General features: G+C 43.8%; 16 protein-coding genes. 4 read left to right on the forward strand and 12 right to left on the reverse strand.

Features of this window, described 5'->3' with window-relative positions:
* Positions 1–281 precede the first annotated feature (281 nt).
* Positions 282–1,157 carry an alpha/beta hydrolase gene (locus tag FFF34_018630; GenBank protein ID TSD62970.1) on the reverse strand — a complete coding sequence of 292 codons (876 nt, stop codon included), beginning with the start codon at positions 1,155–1,157 and terminating at the stop codon, positions 282–284.
* Positions 1,158–1,309: 152 nt separating this feature from the next.
* Here FFF34_018630 and FFF34_018635 point away from each other — a divergent pair, with 152 nt between their 5' ends.
* Positions 1,310–2,281 carry an NAD-dependent epimerase/dehydratase family protein gene (locus FFF34_018635; GenBank protein TSD63040.1) on the forward strand — a complete coding sequence of 324 codons (972 nt, stop codon included), beginning with the start codon at positions 1,310–1,312 and terminating at the stop codon, positions 2,279–2,281.
* A 182-nt stretch (positions 2,282–2,463) separates the two neighbouring features.
* Here FFF34_018635 and FFF34_018640 read toward each other — a convergent pair whose 3' ends face one another.
* The 5 genes from FFF34_018640 to FFF34_018660 form a co-directional block, all read right to left on the reverse strand.
* On the reverse strand, positions 2,464–4,251 hold the full coding sequence (locus FFF34_018640; GenBank protein ID TSD62971.1) for a response regulator: 1,788 nt from the start codon (positions 4,249–4,251) through the stop codon (positions 2,464–2,466).
* Between the two features lie 199 nt (positions 4,252–4,450).
* A complete protein-coding gene (gene rlmD, locus FFF34_018645) occupies positions 4,451–5,872 on the reverse strand; it encodes a 23S rRNA (uracil(1939)-C(5))-methyltransferase RlmD (GenBank protein ID TSD62972.1) in 1,422 nt (473 codons plus the stop codon).
* A gap of 342 nt (positions 5,873–6,214) precedes the next feature.
* Positions 6,215–7,567 carry a cell envelope integrity protein CreD gene (creD, locus tag FFF34_018650; protein TSD62973.1) on the reverse strand — a complete coding sequence of 451 codons (1,353 nt, stop codon included), beginning with the start codon at positions 7,565–7,567 and terminating at the stop codon, positions 6,215–6,217.
* Between the two features lie 49 nt (positions 7,568–7,616).
* Positions 7,617–7,922 (reverse strand): transcriptional regulator, encoded by a 306-nt coding sequence (locus FFF34_018655; protein TSD62974.1) that lies wholly within the window; start codon positions 7,920–7,922, stop codon positions 7,617–7,619.
* On the reverse strand, positions 7,919–8,551 hold the full coding sequence (locus tag FFF34_018660; GenBank protein ID TSD62975.1) for a hypothetical protein: 633 nt from the start codon (positions 8,549–8,551) through the stop codon (positions 7,919–7,921). Before FFF34_018660 ends, FFF34_018655 begins: the two co-directional genes overlap by 4 nt.
* 114 nt (positions 8,552–8,665) lie before the next feature.
* Here FFF34_018660 and FFF34_018665 point away from each other — a divergent pair, with 114 nt between their 5' ends.
* A complete protein-coding gene (locus tag FFF34_018665; GenBank protein ID TSD62976.1) occupies positions 8,666–9,379 on the forward strand; it encodes a hypothetical protein in 714 nt (237 codons plus the stop codon).
* Between the two features lie 12 nt (positions 9,380–9,391).
* Here the strand turns inward: FFF34_018665 and FFF34_018670 are convergent, their stop codons facing one another.
* The 6 genes from FFF34_018670 to kbl are packed head-to-tail and all read right to left on the reverse strand — an operon-like array spanning position 9,392 to position 13,351.
* On the reverse strand, positions 9,392–9,973 hold the full coding sequence (locus FFF34_018670; GenBank protein TSD62977.1) for a TetR/AcrR family transcriptional regulator: 582 nt from the start codon (positions 9,971–9,973) through the stop codon (positions 9,392–9,394).
* 3 nt (positions 9,974–9,976) lie between these two features.
* Complete coding sequence (locus FFF34_018675) at positions 9,977–10,390, reverse strand: hypothetical protein (protein ID TSD62978.1); 414 nt, start codon at positions 10,388–10,390, stop codon at positions 9,977–9,979.
* Positions 10,387–11,424: a phenylalanine--tRNA ligase subunit alpha gene (pheS, locus tag FFF34_018680; protein TSD62979.1), complete on the reverse strand. Its 1,038-nt coding sequence runs from the start codon at positions 11,422–11,424 to the stop codon at positions 10,387–10,389. Before pheS ends, FFF34_018675 begins: the two co-directional genes overlap by 4 nt.
* Positions 11,421–11,840: a PIN domain-containing protein gene (locus FFF34_018685; GenBank protein TSD62980.1), complete on the reverse strand. Its 420-nt coding sequence runs from the start codon at positions 11,838–11,840 to the stop codon at positions 11,421–11,423. Before FFF34_018685 ends, pheS begins: the two co-directional genes overlap by 4 nt.
* Positions 11,830–12,114, reverse strand: coding sequence for a hypothetical protein (locus FFF34_018690; GenBank protein ID TSD62981.1), 285 nt, complete (start codon positions 12,112–12,114; stop codon positions 11,830–11,832). The genes FFF34_018685 and FFF34_018690 overlap by 11 nt, the downstream gene beginning before the upstream one ends.
* Positions 12,115–12,160: 46 nt before the next feature.
* Positions 12,161–13,351, reverse strand: a complete 1,191-nt coding sequence (gene kbl, locus FFF34_018695) for a glycine C-acetyltransferase (protein TSD62982.1) — start codon at positions 13,349–13,351, stop codon at positions 12,161–12,163.
* A 125-nt stretch (positions 13,352–13,476) separates the two neighbouring features.
* On the opposite strand from kbl, the gene FFF34_018700 reads away from it, so the two are divergent.
* Positions 13,477–15,957, forward strand: coding sequence for a carboxypeptidase-like regulatory domain-containing protein (locus FFF34_018700; GenBank protein ID TSD62983.1), 2,481 nt, complete (start codon positions 13,477–13,479; stop codon positions 15,955–15,957).
* A 147-nt stretch (positions 15,958–16,104) separates the two neighbouring features.
* Complete coding sequence (locus tag FFF34_018705) at positions 16,105–17,076, forward strand: rhodanese-related sulfurtransferase (GenBank protein ID TSD62984.1); 972 nt, start codon at positions 16,105–16,107, stop codon at positions 17,074–17,076.
* Positions 17,077–17,078: the final 2 nt, after the last annotated feature.

The raw sequence follows: 17,078 nt of genomic DNA on the forward strand, positions 1-17,078 counted from the left end.
CGTAAAGGCAGGGAGGGGTTTATATAAGCGATGGGTTACATTTGCTTGACGCCTGATTTAACCCCTACCCCCTCCTTCCCCAGGGAAGGAATCGCACATTCCCGGCACTATTTTATCTTTCAAACACCTATAGTGTTGTCACCAACACGCCGCCATGCATTACGCCTGCCGATTTATCACTTGTACTAAAGGTTGTTGGAGACAAACCAACAAAGGCATCACATAACCGCTTTGCCGGCATCTGCACATCTGAAATTTGCATATCTGCACATCTATCCTTTCTATTTTAAAAACCCATTCAGGTAATCTAATATAGTTTTTGATTGCATCATTAAACTAACATGGCTTTGCGAAGGAACTACCGCTAAATGCGATTTTGGCATCGGGGCTATATCTGCAGATACGCCACCGCCCAGCAATTGATAGGTTTTCATCAGCTCCACCTTATCCAGCCCATCATTATCGCCCGATATGATCAATACCGGCGAGGCGATCTTTGCAATGTTGCTATCGCCCATATCAAACTGGTCGCTTATAAAAACAAGCATCTGCGCCATAAATTTTGTCCACATTGTTTTGTCGGGCGCTGTTGCATCATAGGCGGTCTTCATAGGGCTATTATCAAACATTTCGGCCTTCATCCCTTTAAAGGCGGTGTTTATTTGGGGCAACCAGCCGGTACTTTTGTAGGTAGATGAAATGATAACTAATTTATTTACCCGTTTTGGGCTGTTGATAATTAGCTGGTAAGCTATGCTGCCACCCATGCTATAGCCTACCACATCAGCACTATCCACTTTTAAATAATTCATCACACCTTCTACATCGCTTGCCATGGTAGCCAGGTCCAACTTCCTGTCCGAATATGGTGTATGCCCGTGTCCCTGCATCTCCATGGCAATTACTTGGCGGGTTTTAGATAGTTCGGGTATTAATTCTGCCCAGTTTGTTTCAATGGTCATAAAAGCGCCGTGCAGCAAAACCAGCGGCTTCCCCTGGCCGTACACTTCGTAATAAACTTTAATACCATTAACAGGTACAAAACCCTTTTCGGCAGGCTTAAGCTGCTGTGCATTACAAATGCATACCCCAAACAAAAGCATAGCTATTGTTGCTACGGCCCTAATGGCGTTAAGATCTTTTAATAGTTTTTTCATATAAGCGTTATTTTAATAGTTGTGAATTATTGACAATACAAATATGATCGGTTGTTAAGGCTTTTACGCTGTGCATAAGCGACAATAGAGGGGTGTATAGCGACATGGGATATCTGCTTGCACATCTGCACATCTATCGTCATATTTGGCGCATGATTTTGGTAACGGGTGCAACAGGCTTTTTAGGGGCCGAATTAGCTAAGGAACTAATAAGCCGCGGCAACAGCATACGCTGCAGCAAAAGGGCATCGTCAAAGATCCCTGCCTTGCTGGTGCCCTATGCCGCTAAAATTGAGTGGGTAAACGCCGACCTGATGGATGCCGACGCTTTGGAGGCCGCGTTGGATGGGGTTACACAAGTATATAACTGCGCCGCCTTTGTATCGTTAAAACAAGCCGACAAGGCTCCTATGATACGCACTAACGTAAGGGGAACAGCCACACTGGTTGATCTTTGTAACGAAAAGGGCATCCGTATGGTGCATACCAGCTCGGTAGCTGCCGTGGGCGAGGCCAAGCCCGGCGAAATGATAAATGAAAGCAACCACCTTGACCCTACTACCGAAAACGACGGGTATGCCATATCAAAACTGGAAAGCGAAATGGAAGTTTGGCGCGGCATTGCCGAGGGCCTTGATGCCGTTATTGTAAACCCTACCATTATAATTGGCGCAAGCGCGGGCACTGCAGGCAGCGGCCAAATTTTTGAGACCGTGCGCAAGGGCCTTAAATTTTATACCGAGGGCAGTATTGGCTTTGTTGATGTGCAGGATGTAGCTAAATGTATGATTGCCCTGATGGATAGCGGCATAAGCGAGGAGCGCTACATTATTAATGCCGAAAACCGCCCCTACCAACAAATATTTACCGAAATTGCTACAAACATGGGCGTAAAACCACCTGCCACACTGGCCAAACCATGGATGATGGAACTGGCCTGGCGCGGTGCGCTAATAGCAGGCGCATTAACCGGCAAAGCCCCCGCCTTAGATAAAACCAGCGCGCGCGCCGCATCGGTTACGCGCAACTTTGATAACAGTAAAATTAAACAGGCTATAGGCTTTGAGTTTAAACTGCTAAGCGAAACGCTTAAAGAGATTTGCGGGGCGTTTAAGGGTAATTGAGTCATTGGCTGCGCTATCATTGGGTCATTGCAGACAGGTGAATTGACTCACCCCGAATGCGCTTCGCTGTTCGACCTCTCTCCGCAAGCGGAAAGAGGGTGAAGAAATAAAATTTTCGCTGCTCAGCTGCCGCGAGCTTTCAGCTCGTGGTGTGCATCAGGTCAGCTTTCAGCTGATCTTAATTAAGCCAGCGTTCTTCCCTCTTTTGCAATGTTTAAGCGCTCTAACTTTTGGTACAGGGCTGCCGGTTGGAATGGTTTAGACATATAATCGTACATACCGGCTTCTTTGATCTTATCGTGTATGTTGTGCGATACCGAGGCGGTTAACGCAATAATAGGGATGTTTGCCTTTACAATATTATCAAGCGCCCTTATGCTGGCAGTAGCCTGGTAGCCATCCATTACAGGCATGTGCAGGTCCATCAGTACTACATCGTAGGTGCCTGCTATAACAGCGTTTACAGCCTCCTGCCCGTTAACAGCGATATCGGCATTAATATTCCAGCGGGTTAATATTTTAACCAGTAACAAGGCGTTTACCGAGTTATCTTCGGCAATCAATATCCTTAAGCCCTCCAGGCTGTTTTTAAGTGCCGATTGCAGGGCAATAGGGTTAGTGCCGCCTTTATACAGCGGCAATTTTATGGCAAAGGCAAATACCGAACCTTCGCCATGCCGGCTGTTTAATACAATTTCGCTATCAAAAAGGGCTATCAGGCGTTTAACAATGGCAAGGCCAAGCCCTGTACCACCGTAATGCCTTGTAGTATCTGCCGATGCCTGCACAAATGGGTCGAAGATGATGGTTTGCCTGTCCTCGGGGATGCCTATACCTGTATCTGATATCGAAAAATGGACCGTCATACTTTCCTCATCGGTTGCGCCGGCCATGGCTTTTACCAATACTTCTCCGCGTTCGGTAAATTTAATGGCGTTACCGGCCAGGTTGTATATTATTTGTGTTAAGCGGGTAGGGTCGGTAACTACCAGTTGGTCTTTCAGTTTATCATCTACCTGCAGCACCAGGCCAAAGCCTTTTTCGGCAGCCTTTTGCTGCAGGCCGTAACATACCTTATGCAGCAGTTCGGGCAGGTTAACGGCTATGGCTTCCAGTACAATTTTATCGTTCTCGCTTTTGTTGTAATCCAATATATCGTTCACCAGCGTTAGCAGCCCCATTGCCGAAAACTCCAATATATCCAGGTTCTCGGTTTGTTCGGGGGTGGCGGTATCTTTTATCAGGTTGGTCATTCCAATCACCGCGTTTAAAGGCGTGCGCAGCTCGTGCGACATGGTAGATAGAAACACCGAGCGGGAATCGGCCAGCGCCTTGGTTTCGGCAATGGTAGCTTCCAGTTGTTTGTTTAGCGCCTCTTTTTCGGCCACGCTATCCCTAAAAGCCCTATAAAACAGGTAATTGATAAGCACCATGGTAATAAAATTCATGGTAACCACTATCTGAAACGACGGCGACGGGAGGTCGGCAGGCGTCATGTTCAGATGCAATATAGGTTTATGCGTAAAAAACAGGTATATCAATATCGGTGCTATGGCCAGCGCGCTGTAAAAAATAGCAAAGCGGCTATCTATAAGGTAATACCCCACAAATACCACCATAAATGCAAGTTGGATGGTTACCAGGTTTAGGCTTTGCGAAAAGACCATGAGGTTCGTCCACACGGTTACCACACCTGTAAGTATAATAGTATGCGAAATAATATTTATGCGCTGCGGCCTGTAAAGCAGTAATTTGGTAAGCCCTATGTACAATACAAAAACAAAAGAAGCGCGCCATAGCTGATGGTCTTGCAGGGAACGAAAGTTTACTGGAACTATTAAGGCTAATTTTAACAGCCATAATAATAAGGTGGTATATACAATTTTAATACGTGCGCGGTGCAGATTGTCCGGCTCCTGAGCCAATACCTTTTTTATAGAAAAATTAAAAAAAGGTAATTTTGATATCATAATATATCAGTTTAATTAATTGCGGCTAAGTAGGGATGTAATAACGGCATAAATTTATTAAAAAGATTTATGAATAATATTATTTATTGTGCTTTAAAAGCAATGATGTGTGTTTATTAACAAATACTTATGTACAATTAAGGCCAGCAAAAAGGCGCTATACAGCGCCTTAAATAATATATAAGTAATTTATTATTGCCTAACGCAATTTAAGCAGTACCACATTCTCTACATGTTGTGTATGCGGAAACATATCTACCGGCTGTATTTTCACCGTGTCATATTTTTCTTTAAGCACCAGCAGGTCGCGGGCCTGTGTAGCGGCGTTGCAGCTTACATATACGATTTTATCGGCCTCAATTTCCATCAGGCGGGCAACCACATCGGCGTGCATACCTGCCCTGGGCGGGTCGGTAATGATCACATCGGGCTTGCCATGCTCGGCCACAAATTCGGCTACCAGCACATCTTTCATATCGCCGGCAAAAAATTTGGTGTTAGTAATATCGTTAATCTGCGAGTTTACCTTAGCATCCTCAATAGCCGATGGCACATACTCCACCCCTACCACCTGCCTTACATGGCCGGCAATAAAGTTTGCAATGGTACCGGCGCCGGTATATAAATCGTAAACCAACTCGTCGCCTTTAAAATCGGCAAAGTCGCGGGTAATTTCGTACAGGCGCAGGGCCTGTATAGAGTTGGTTTGGTAAAACGATTTTGGGCCGACCCTAAAACGCACCACCTTGCCATTGGCGGCGGGCATTTCTTCGTGAATAAACTCGGGGCCGTGGTAGCTGAATACCTCCTGGTCAAAAATGGTATCGTTAAGTTTGGTGTTTAGAATGTATAGCAGCGACGTTATCTGCGGGAAAGCGGCATCTACATAGGCCATCAGATTACTCACTGTTTCTTCATCCGCGTGCGCAAAAACTACGATCACCATTATTTCGCCGGTAGACGAGGTACGGATAATAAGGTTACGCAAGGCACCGGTATGCTGCCGCACATCGTAATAGCTGATGCCGTTTTGTTTGGCAAAAGCATTGATGCTGTTACGCACATCGTTTGAAGGCTCGGCCTGCAGGTAGCAGTGGTTAATGTTCAATATCTTATCAAACCGGCCGGGGATGTGGAAACCAAGGGCATTCATATCCAGGGTTTCGTCTTCGCGGTTTTCGCCGTCGTACAGCCAGCGTTTGTTGCTAAAGGTATATTCCAGTTTGTTACGGTAGTAGCGGTCGGCAGGCGATGGCACAATAGGGTCCATATGGGCCACTTCTATTTTGGCAATGCGGGTTAGCGCATCGTGCACGGCCTTTTGTTTAAACTGTAGCTGCGCGGGGTAGGTCATGTGTTGCCATTTGCAGCCGCCGCAGGTGCCAAAATGTTCGCAAAATGCCTGGGTGCGGTGTTCTGATGGTTGAATAAGACGGGTTATTTTTCCTTCGCCAAAGCTTTTTTTGCTGCGGTAAACCTCAACGTCGGCAATATCGCCGGGTACGGCCTTTTCAATAAATATCACAAAATCTTCGGCCTTGCCAACCCCTTTGCCTTCTTCGGCAATATCAATAACGGTAACGTTCTCAAAGAACTTACTCTTTTTTACAGATCTACTCATCTGGCTGCAAAGGTAAAGAAAGAAGCAGGAATAAGGAAGCAAGAATCAAGACATATACTCCCCCTACCGTTAAGCTCAACAACGGATAAAGGTATAAAAGAGCACCGGGCTAAGTCCTGTTCAGATAAACATGTTGATCAATTGCTGCCAGAAATTTTCGGGCTCAACGTCTTCCATGTTAAAATGCTCATCAATAAGGTCCGAAAATTCAAGCAGTTCGCGACTCATGGCAATAAAATTTACTATGCAAACATAATAAATTTATACCGAAAACCAAAACGGTATTTTGAAAATAGATTAAAATTATTTCCCGGCAGGTATAGCCTACCGGGAAATAATTACTTATCGCTTATCCCAATCAATCTTGCGGGAGAAATACATTAGTAAGGCGATAATGACAAACAAAGCGACACTGCCCATTAATAAAGCCAGATCCTCTAACTGGATAATAACGAAGATAAAAGCGTAAATAATGCTTAAAATAAGTGCGAAGATGCCTGCCGCGCCCTTGTTTTTTAACAACGACGCGATAAACAGCGTTACCAGCCCTACCGTTGCAACAGAGGCGATAAGGTAGGCAATGTTATAGCCAACCTGCTCTGAAAATGAAAGTAGCAGCGTGTAGTACACTATCATGGCGGCACCTATTAATACATAATTAAATACATGTACCGGCTTTTTGCGGATAATCTCGGTAAGGAACAGTGATACAAAGGTGAGCAGTATGATGAGGATGGCGTATTTGCTGGTGCGCGTGGTTTTTTGGTACTGATCTACCGGCATGCGCAGCTTTACGCCAAACACGGTTTCGGCTTCTTTTTTTGCATCGTTAAAAAGTGTGTTATCTACCACCCATTGTTGCGGGTAGGGTCTATTAAAATACAAGGTGCGCCATTTACCCAAAAAGCCATCCTTATTTACCGTACGGGTGTTGGGCAGGTAATGACCATCAAAACTTGGCGACGCCCAGTTACCGCTTACCTCTACATCGGTGGTTTTGCCTAATGGTAAAAAGTGCAGTTCGTCGCTGCCTTTCATATCCAGCGTATAATCGAAGCTAAAGGCGTTATCCGGCACTGCCGATAGGTCTATAGCAGCTTCCAGGCCGTTAGCAAACAGGGCCTGGCTATTTAGTGCCGGCTCGGCCTTTAATTGCTGCCCGGCTGCTTTTATAAGGGGGTTGTTTTTTAGTCCCTTTAAGTCGGATATGCTGAAAGCTATTTTAGCTTTGTTCAGCATCAGTTGCTCCGGCAAAATTGACAGCGATGCCAGATCGGCCTTGCTAAAATTGCCTGTTACACGTACTACCGAATTGTAAACCACGGCATCAAATATTCCCCGGTGCAAAACATCGGTGCTAAGGCTGGCCTTTATGTTCAAACTCTCGGGTAGCAGGTACAAATTTTCGGTAACCTGCTGTGTGGTTTGCTTGCCATTGGCATCGTTTACCTGTATGTTTTTTTTGTAGGGTATAATCAGCGCGGGGCCTTTTATCAGCTGGCTGCCCGCCCAGTTACCGGCAATCTCGTCCATCATTTCGGTTTGGCGTCCGGCCCGTTCTTTAATCAAGTCGCTTATTAATGCCGATGGTATAAGCAGTACAATAATAAGCGCGCCTATAAAAACCAATTTAACAGTAACCGACTCCTTGAGCCAGTCCATAAACCCTTTGGGTTGTTCTTGTTGTTGTATCATTTTATTTAAAAGTACTTTGTGTTTCAAAGTTAATGGGCAAAAAAAAGCATCATATATTTTTTTGCTGTTTTATCAATTGCTCCAGCGCATCAAGGTGTTGCTTAAACGCCTGTTTGCCACGAGCGGTAGCCTCATAGTTGGTATTGGGCTTGCGGCCCAAAAACGTTTTATGCACCATAATATACTCTTCTTTCTCTAAGCCCTTTAAGTGCGATGCCAGGTTACCGTCGGTAACGTCCAGCAGCTCCTTCAGCGAGTTAAAATCATAGCGCTCGTTTACTACCAGCACACTCATAATTTGCAGGCGCAGGCGGTTTTCAAAGGCTTTATCAAGTTTTTCAAAGGGAATTTTCACCTATCGTATTTTATATACATTATACTACCATAAACAATGTGCAGCACACCAAAGCCTATGGCCCAAAACAACAGGCCGTAGCCCGGCAGGCAAGCGGCCAGCAAACCTAAAACAATTTCGCAAATGCCTAAATATCTAACATCCTTAAAAGTGAAATTGCTTGCGCCAATAAGCGCCAGCCCATAAAATATAAGCGAAGCCGGCGATGCTATACCATAATACCCGCGAATGATCAGAATAATAATTAACAACCCGCCGCTTATAAGCGGCACAGCCATGTTAAACAATAACTGCCTGCTTGTAGCGCCCCAAACATTCTGGCTTTTTTGTTTTGCCTTACGCATGGTTAACAATACACCTGCAGTTAACGAGGCTATTAATACCACCAATGCTATTAGTACCAGCTTAAGGGCATTATCAGGAAACTGGCCAACATCATGGCTCACATATACACGATAGGTGAAAAAGCCACCGCTGCCATAAATAATGTTGTAGGCTAATGCCGCGCCAATAAGCGCGAATACACCTGCCAGCACACCCGAAAGACCGCTGAGCGAGATAAATTTTGAGGAGCGCTCCATCAAACTGCGTATGGAGGTCAGCTCGTCCTGTATTTCTTTTTCTTTCACTTAAAAGTACTTTGTTATTCAAAGTAAGCTATTAAAAAGATAGGATGCAAATAATATTTTTGTTCGCTTGCATATTTATATTTAATTATAGGGATGTTAACCTAACTTTATGCTATGCAATCGGATATTGACAAGCTTATTGAATTGTTAGAGGAAGAAAAGTTTTTTATTGAACAATATATAAAAAATAATATTGCCGAGTTGGAGTACCTGCACGCGCACATCCATGCCAAGGCTTTAACCAAATTAAATATACAACTACAAAATCTAAAGCAGTTAAAAGATCCGTTCTATAATAAAAAGACTGACCTTGAAAGGCAATTAGAGTTTTATAAGAAATGGAATGAAGATTTTGACTCATCGGTAGATATGTATTTTGAGAGACAAATTGCTGAAATTACAGAGCAATTAAAAAAACTTGATGAATTGGACAACCTACCTCAGTATGACGATCAAAAACTAGACGATGCAATATTTAATATCCGGGCCGGACATCACAACGGATTTATTCTTTATTTAAATGTTAAGGACAATCTTGGTTTCACATTTGAATTAACACAATTAGATGTGTTAAGTATTTCAATCGACGTAAAAAGCGTATTAAACGTCGAATATTTTTTTGAAGATGATGACGAGGATGAAGGCCCTATAAATAAATTTAAAGGTTTAGAATTTATATTAAACCCAACAGGCAATAAATTGATTTATAAATATGACATGAAGCATTTTAAAGATGCTATTGCTATTAAAATATTGTTATCAAGAATAATATATGATGTTTTTACTTATGCCGAATTAGACAAGCCTGCAAGCTTGGTGTATTTTTAATAACCTGCATATCTAAATAGTCACCGCCGCCTTCACCAAATAAGGCAATATTTCTTTTTGGAAGGATACAAAGTTTTTGCGCACGTCGGCATCGCTTACCGAGGTGAACGCGAAACTGAATACGATGCTTTTGCTGCATTTAATTAAAAACCGCAGGCGTTGCTGGTAGGTATCGTGCTTGCGTATGCCCGGCATTTGGGTAAACGATTGGATGAGCAGTTCTTCCAGTTCGTTTGAAAGGCTTTTTAAAAAATCCTGCGAGTTGGTACTTTCACGGATAAAATCCCAACCGATAAACTCGTTACACACCGTGTACGACAGGCGGCAGGTTTTCATGATCAGGCTGTTCAGGTGCGCCTCTTCGTCCATATCGGCGGTATTGGCGTGTACCAAGTCATCTACACTCACCTTTATATAATCCATCAGCAACACGTGCAAAACGGCCTCTTTGCTATCAAAATACTTGTAAATAGTAGCCTTGGCTATTTTGGCCTTTTTGGCTATTTCGTTTACGCTTGTTTTATGGTAACCGAATTTACGGAACAGTTCCTGCGCTGCCCGCTTAATACTATCTTTAATTTTATCGGCTTCCATTTATCAATTATACACATTTATCTCAAATTGCGATACATTAACAGCATACGATCTGAGCGATTTGGTAGCCGGGGCCTTAACGGGGGTACCATCTGTAAGCGAAAACTTAGAGCCGCTGCATGGGTCGGTTACGGTAAAACCGGTATCATCAAGGGTTACGGCGCATTGTTTGGCAGGCTGGTAGCTGCTGCAACGGTCGTAAGCCGAGTAGGCACCGCTGGCCTGCCGGTAAATAATTAAACCTGCAACGCCATAGCCAGATATAAGCACTGCCCCACCTGCGCTGTTAAGCGCGGCCATGCGTGGGTCGGTTTTGGGAATACGGAAATTAACCGGAACACTGGGCACCACATCACCCGCTTTACCGCATGATAAAAATACCATACCGATGATAATTAGTGCCAGCGCCTGCCTCATATAATATCTGATTGGAATTGTTTTAAGAAACGAACATCGTTCTCAGAGAATAAACGCAGGTCGCGTATCACATATTTTAAGTTTGTAATACGCTCTATACCCATACCAAAGGCAAAGCCGGTATACTTTTTACTATCTATACCGCAATTCTCTAATACGTTAGGGTCAACCATGCCGCAGCCCAATATCTCAACCCAGCCGCTGTATTTACACATGTTACAGCCCGAGCCTTTACATATGGTACACGATATATCCATTTCGGCCGACGGCTCGGTGAACGGAAAGTATGATGGGCGGAAACGCACTTTTGTACCCTCGCCGTATAGTTCCTGCACAAAATGATACAAGGTTTGTTTAAGGTCGGAGAAGGATACATTCTCATCTACATATAAACCCTCTACCTGGTGAAAAAAGCAATGCGCACGGGCAGATATCGCCTCGTTACGGTACACGCGACCGGGCATAATAGCGCGGAATGGTGGTTTACCGTTCTCCATCATGCGTACCTGCACCGATGAGGTGTGTGTACGCAGGGCAATATCATCTGTACCATCGCCTTTACGGATAAAGAAGGTGTCCTGCATGTCGCGCGCCGGGTGTTCCTGCGGGAAGTTAAGTGCTGAAAAGTTATGCCAGTCGTCTTCAATCTCGGGGCCTTCGGCCACTACGAAGCCCAAACGCTTAAATATATCAATTATCTCTATGCGTACCAGCGATAAAGGATGGCGCGAGCCTACCTCAAAACCGTCGCCAGGTAAGGTTAGGTCAAGGTCTAAGTCTTGCGTCTTAAGTCCCGAGTCGGTTGCTTCCTTTAGCTCGTTGTACTTAGCTTCGGCCAGTTGCTTAAACTGGTTAAGCACTTTACCAAAGGTGCGTTTCTCTTCGGGGCCAACGGTTTTAAATTCTTCAAAAAGGTCTTTTATAATTCCCTTGGTACCCAAAAACTTTATCCGGAACGCCTCCAGTTCATCTGCCTTTGTAGCGGCAAATGCTTTTATCTCGGCGGTATATTGGTCTATTTTAGCTTGCATTATAATATTGTTCTTAAAAATTGTTCGGCAGTTAATACCGGTATGGTAGCTTGTTTGTAGTCTTTAATATTACGGGTGATGATAACGTCACACTTATGCTTAAGAGCAATATGATTTTCAATAGCATCTTCAAAATCTGTAAAAGCCCCGCTTAAAGCACTTTCAATAGCATCTTTTTCAAAAGAAAATATCTCTAACAGATTTGTAATTCGCTTGACACTTTCTTTTGCTTCCGGTTTTCCTATTGCTTTGGTGAGGATATAATTAATATTGGCAATTATAAGTGTTGATGTACTTAATGTAATCCCACTCAACTTTTTTTCTTCAAGCAACATCTCTGCATACATAGAAAATGGCTTACGTGTTACCAACATATCTAATATGATGTCACTATCTATAAATAAGTGCTTATAGCCCATGTCGTTCTTTCAAATATTCCCATTTCAAGTCTTTGTAATCCACATCATCCGGAACCTTACCTTTCAATATTCCTCTAAGTGCTTTAATATCTTCAGAGAACTCCATTGTTTTGTATCGCTCCATTAAAGGATCATCCTTCTTTCTTTTCCTTGAGAAATCATTTAAAAGTTGCTTGAAAAGCTTAGAAACACTGATATTGTCTTCCAAAGCTATCCGTTTCGCCAATTCAACGGTTTGCTCGTCTGCGCTCAATGTTAATTTTGTTGTTGCCATATCAATCTTTTTATACGTACAAATATAAAAAACTTATACGTAACATTTATTTAATCACGGCAAGTTCTTTACCCACCTTGGTAAACGCTGCAATGGCTTTATTCAAATGCGCGGTATCGTGCGCGGCAGATATTTGAACACGTATGCGCGCCTTGCCTTGCGGCACAACCGGGTAATAAAAGCCTATTACATAAATGCCTTCCTCCAGCATTTTTGCGGCAAACTCCTGGGCCAGCTTGGCATCATACAACATTACCGGTACTATAGGGTGCACGCCCGGTTTTATATCAAAGCCCGCCTCAGTCATTTTTTGGCGAAAATACTGGGTATTGCTTTCCAGTTTATCGCGCAGGTCGGTGGTTTCGCTCAGCATATCCAATACCGCAATTGATGCGCCTGTAATGGCCGGGGCTAATGTGTTGCTAAACAAATATGGCCTTGAGCGCTGGCGCAGCATATCAATGATCTCTTTACGCCCCGATGTAAACCCGCCCGATGCGCCACCCAATGCTTTACCCAAAGTACCGGTAATGATATCTATTTTACCCATTACGTTGTGGTGCTCGTGCGTGCCACGGCCGGTTTTACCCATAAAGCCGCTGCAATGGCTCTCGTCAATCATTACCAAAGCGTTGTACTGCTCGGCTAAGGCGCAAATCTTATCCAGTTGGGCAATGGTGCCATCCATGCTAAACGCACCATCGGTAACTATTATACGGTGGCGTAACTCCTGAGTAGCTTTCAGTTTTTCTTCCAGGTCGGCCATGTTATCATGCTTGTAGCGCTGGCGCTGGGCCTTGCACAGGCGCACGCCATCAATAATAGACGCATGGTTCAGCTCGTCAGATATAATGGCATCCTGCTCGTTAAAAAGGGGCTCAAACACGCCACCGTTGGCATCAAATGCAGCGGCGTAAAGTATGGTGTCTTCGGTGCCTAAAAACTCCGATATCTTTTGTTCTAATTGTTTATGTATATCCTGCGTGCCGCATATAAAACGCACCGACGAAAGGCCGTAACCATGGGTATCCATAGTAGCTTTTGCTGCCGCGATAACTTTTGGATGGGCCGATAAGCCTAAATAGTTATTGGCACAAAAGTTTATTACTTCCTGCCCGCCCTGTACGGTAATATCCGCGCCCTGTGGCGAGGTGATGATACGTTCTTTTTTATATAATCCGGCAGTTTCAATATCTGCCAGTTCCTGCTGTAAAACCGGCTGCAGTGTTTTATACATATTAGATGAATTTAAGGGTACAAAATTAAGCATAAACCCGCAATTGATTGGTTTATATGTAACTTTTAATATATTAATGGTTTTAACGAAACATTTTAAGCTAAAACGGTATTATGTAGAAACTTATGAAGAGATACCTACTATTAGTGTTATTTATAACTACTTATAGCGCATATGCACAGCAGCAGTATACACTATCGGGCCAAATTACGGGCTCAAAAAACGAGGATATATCCTTCACATCAGTATATATACGCAACTCTTCCTATGGCACTACGGCCAACCAGGATGGCCGCTATCGTTTAAAGCTAAACCCCGGCACCTATACTGTAATTTACAGGCACCCCGGCCAGCAGGAACAAAGCGAAACCATCACCATTACCGACCATGATGATGTGCACAATGTACAGTTACAGGACGAGGTATTTCGTTTTAGCCAGGTATCTAACCAATGGAAAATAAACCGCGACCCCGGCGATACCATTATACGCAGGGTAATAAATAATAACAAGGCACGCATACAGGAGTTTAAAGGGCTATCCTGTGCGGCATACGTAAAAGGCGTGCAAACGCTTTTAAGCTCACCTAAATCGTTAACCAGTAAAGCAGTAACCAAAGCGCTCGACCTCGACTCGAACGGCCGCGGCATACTTTATCAGTCGGAATTGTTGGCTAATTTTAATTATGGCGGGCCGGGCAAAATTAAAGAGATAACCATTGCCTCAAAAACAACAGGTACCAACACGGCTTTTAGCTATACCAAAGCATCAGATCTGCAATTGAATGTTTACAAAAACGTAATCACTATTGATGGCCTGAGCAGCCGCGGCTTTGTATCGCCGTTTGCGAGTAACGCGTTCTTTTACTACAGATATAAACTAATTGGCAGCAGCGTGCAAAACGGGCTTACTATTGATAAGATAGAGGTTATTCCGCGCAGGCAGTACGGCCAGTTTTTTAGGGGCAACGTATATATTGTAGAGAGCGACTGGCGCATTTATAGTATTGACCTTTATTTAAGCAGCAAAACCACATCGCTAAACTTTGTAGATACGCTGCAAATAAAGCAGCAATATGTGCCTATAACTGATAGTGTTTGGATGCCGGTATCGGTGCAGTTTAACTTTGTTGGTTCGGTATTGGGCTTTAAGTTTGGGGGTTACTACGAAGGTATTTTTAATAACTATAAAATTAACCCGCCCTTTGCCGATGGCTTTTTTACCGGCGAACTGTTAAAAGTAGATACAGCTGCCACTTTAAAATCAAAAAGCTACTGGGAAGATAACCGCCCTGTGCCTTTAACCCGGCTGGAGAGCCGCGACTATGAGAAAAAAGACAGCATTGCCGCCTATAAAAAAACTGATGAATACCTGGATGCCCTACAGCATACCAAAAACGGTATTAATTACCCGGGTTATTTAATTTTTGGCTATTACGCCAGCAACCGCAGCAACCGCGACTCGCTTTATGTTTATCCCTTTTTACAGACGTTTTATTACAACACAGTTGAAGGCTTTGGTATAAATGCAAAGGTGCGCTATACCCGCACTATAGATGATCTGCATTCGTTAAGCGTTACCCCCGCCCTGCGCTATGGCTTTAGCAACAAGCTTTTTAGCGCCAATATGCTTACCGAATACAAGTATGATCCTTTTCATAACAGTAAGCTTTGGTTAAGTTTTGGCAGCGATGTGCTCGACCTAAATAACGTGGGCACACGGTCGTTATATTTTAATACGCTAAGTACCCTGCTAAGCGAAAACAATTATGTTAAGTATTACCGCTCGCAATACGGTGGCGTTGGCTTCCAGCGCGAACTGGCCAATGGCATTTTATGGACAGCCGGCTTAACCTATGCCAGCCGCAGCCAGTTATATAACACCGCTTATGGGCACATTTTTAATTCGAAGGATAGGGAGTACACATCTAACAACCCATTAGCGCCGCCGGGAACCCCGGCAGATGACCGCTCTATTTTGTTCCCTACCAACCAGGCATTAACCTTTAACACGTCGGTGGCCTTTACGTTCGATCAAAAGTATATTACCCGCCCTACCGGTAAATTTAATTTGCCATCAAAATATCCTACGCTTACGCTTAACTATCGCAAAGGCATAAGCAAGGTGCTGGGATCTGACGTAGATTACGATTTCGCTTCGGCCGATATTTCTCAGTATAATATCCGCATAGGGTTATCGGGCTTTTCGTCATTTAAACTAACCGGTGGCGATTACTTTAACAACAAAACCCTGTATTTTATGGATTACTACCACTACTTAGGTAACCAGGGTACCACCTTCGACCCTACTTATATCGGCAGTTTCCATTTTTTACCTTTTTATACCTACAGTACCAATGGCGCATTTTTCGAGGCGCATTATCAGCATAATTTCGCCGGTTCGCTGCTTGGCAAAGTACCGTTTATGCGTAAGCTAAAGCTGGAAGAAATAATTGGTGCCAACTTCCTAACTACCAAAGGCAACTCCAACTACCGCGAGTTTTATGTAGGGCTGCAACGCCTTATATTCAGGGTTGATTATGGTATATCATATGCCGGCAACAAAAAATACATCCAGGGCATAAGGATATTTTACGGGATAAGATAGAGAGGTTAAAGGCGAAAGGCGTTGTGCTTATCTTTAAGACTAATTGAGCCTTTGAAACAGGTTCAAACCTTTATCCTTTTACCTTTAACCTCAAATCCTTATATTTGCACCTCATTTAACACTGTTTACAGCAGTATCAATGATGTTATGATAAAATACAATACACTCCTTTACTATTGTTACGCAACAATAGTCGATGGTGAGCAATTTGCTGCCGATCATTTAAAATTTTGTAAATCATTAGGCTTAACCGGGCGCATTATTGTGGCCGACGAAGGCTTAAATGGCACCGTATCGGGTACTGCCGAAGCTTGCAAAACCTATATGGAAACCCTGCATGCCGATGAACGCTTTGCCGGTATCGACTTTAAAGTGGATGAGGTTGCAGAGCCATCATTTGTTAAAATGCACTGCCGCTACAAATCCGAAATTGTACACTCGGGCCTGCGCGATCCAAACATTATTAACCCACAGCTAAAAACAGGTAAGCACCTGGCTCCAAAAGAGTTTTTAGCTATGAAAGACCGTGATGATGTGGTGATATTGGATGTACGATCGAACTACGAACACTCGCTGGGAAAATTTAAAAACGCCGTAACGCTTGATATCGAGAACTTCCGCGATTTCCCCGCGATGATCAACGAACTGGCACAATACAAGGATAAAAAGATATTAACCTACTGCACCGGTGGCATCAAGTGCGAAAAAGCATCGGCCCTGTTACTGCACGAAGGCTTTAGCGATGTATACCAGTTGCATGGCGGCATTATTAAATATGGTAAAGAAACCGGCGGTGAGGATTTTGAGGGTAAATGTTATGTGTTTGACAACCGCCTTTCGGTAGATGTGAACAGCGTAAACCCGGTAGTGATATCAACCTGCCGTAATTGCGGCACGGTTACCCCAAAGATGATCAATTGCGCCAACCCCGAGTGCAACGAGCATTTTACCCAATGCGATGAGTGCGGCACAAAAATGGATGGCTGCTGTAGCGATGCCTGCCAAGCGCACCCACGCAAGCGTATTTATGATGGCACCGGATACTATGTAAAAGTACCGCAACCGGTTAATGTAAAAAAGCACCAACTTTCATCAATAGATTCAGATTTGGCGAATTAGCG

This window comes from Inquilinus sp. KBS0705 (assembly GCA_005938025.2).
Lineage (GTDB): Bacteria > Bacteroidota > Bacteroidia > Sphingobacteriales > Sphingobacteriaceae > Mucilaginibacter.

Bases quoted from the DNA above. Each gene is read 5' to 3' on its own strand.
- FFF34_018700 (TSD62983.1), top strand. From the start codon at position 13,477: ATGAAGAGATACCTACTATTAGTGTTATTTATAACTACTTATAGCGCA.
- creD (TSD62973.1), bottom strand. From the start codon at position 7,567: ATGATACAACAACAAGAACAACCCAAAGGGTTTATGGACTGGCTCAAG.
- FFF34_018705 (TSD62984.1), top strand. From the start codon at position 16,105: ATGATAAAATACAATACACTCCTTTACTATTGTTACGCAACAATAGTC.
- FFF34_018690 (TSD62981.1), bottom strand. From the start codon at position 12,114: ATGGCAACAACAAAATTAACATTGAGCGCAGACGAGCAAACCGTTGAA.
- FFF34_018685 (TSD62980.1), bottom strand. From the start codon at position 11,840: ATGGGCTATAAGCACTTATTTATAGATAGTGACATCATATTAGATATG.
- FFF34_018665 (TSD62976.1), top strand. From the start codon at position 8,666: ATGCAATCGGATATTGACAAGCTTATTGAATTGTTAGAGGAAGAAAAG.
- FFF34_018635 (TSD63040.1), top strand. From the start codon at position 1,310: ATGATTTTGGTAACGGGTGCAACAGGCTTTTTAGGGGCCGAATTAGCT.
- FFF34_018630 (TSD62970.1), bottom strand. From the start codon at position 1,157: ATGAAAAAACTATTAAAAGATCTTAACGCCATTAGGGCCGTAGCAACA.
- FFF34_018670 (TSD62977.1), bottom strand. From the start codon at position 9,973: ATGGAAGCCGATAAAATTAAAGATAGTATTAAGCGGGCAGCGCAGGAA.
- rlmD (TSD62972.1), bottom strand. From the start codon at position 5,872: ATGAGTAGATCTGTAAAAAAGAGTAAGTTCTTTGAGAACGTTACCGTT.
- FFF34_018640 (TSD62971.1), bottom strand. From the start codon at position 4,251: ATGATATCAAAATTACCTTTTTTTAATTTTTCTATAAAAAAGGTATTG.
- kbl (TSD62982.1), bottom strand. From the start codon at position 13,351: ATGTATAAAACACTGCAGCCGGTTTTACAGCAGGAACTGGCAGATATT.
- FFF34_018675 (TSD62978.1), bottom strand. From the start codon at position 10,390: ATGAGGCAGGCGCTGGCACTAATTATCATCGGTATGGTATTTTTATCA.